Origin of the sequence: Arthrobacter sp. 260, from assembly GCF_013116745.1 — a bacterium.
In the GTDB taxonomy this organism is placed as follows: domain Bacteria; phylum Actinomycetota; class Actinomycetes; order Actinomycetales; family Micrococcaceae; genus Arthrobacter_D.
The window spans coordinates 1-230 of the sequence record NZ_JABFOE010000125.1 but is presented as its reverse complement, the minus strand read 5'-3'; the positions used below and the strand labels follow the sequence as shown (position 1 = coordinate 230).

The following is a 230-nucleotide window of genomic DNA, read 5'->3' as shown; positions in this document are numbered from 1 at the left end:
AATTCAATCGCACTACTTGCAGCTTGTGAAGCAATCGCAGCAGTCGAATTAGCCTGATCTGCCTCTGTCGAAGCCTGATTAGCCAAACCGTTTGCTTGACTGGCAAGATCAGCTGCACTAGACGCAGCAGTCACAGCTTGTGCTTTAAAGCTTGATGCGGCTTGTAAATCACCACCGGCAATGGCATTGTTCGCCTGTGAAGCTGCCAAGCTCGCCGCTTTGTTTGCCGA

1 pseudogene is annotated in these 230 nt (G+C 50.9%); it reads right to left on the bottom strand.

The window, feature by feature from the left end:
• Nucleotides 1–209: pseudogene (locus HMI57_RS18585) on the bottom strand (glycoside hydrolase); the annotation flags it as partial.
• Nucleotides 210–230 lie beyond the last annotated feature (21 nt).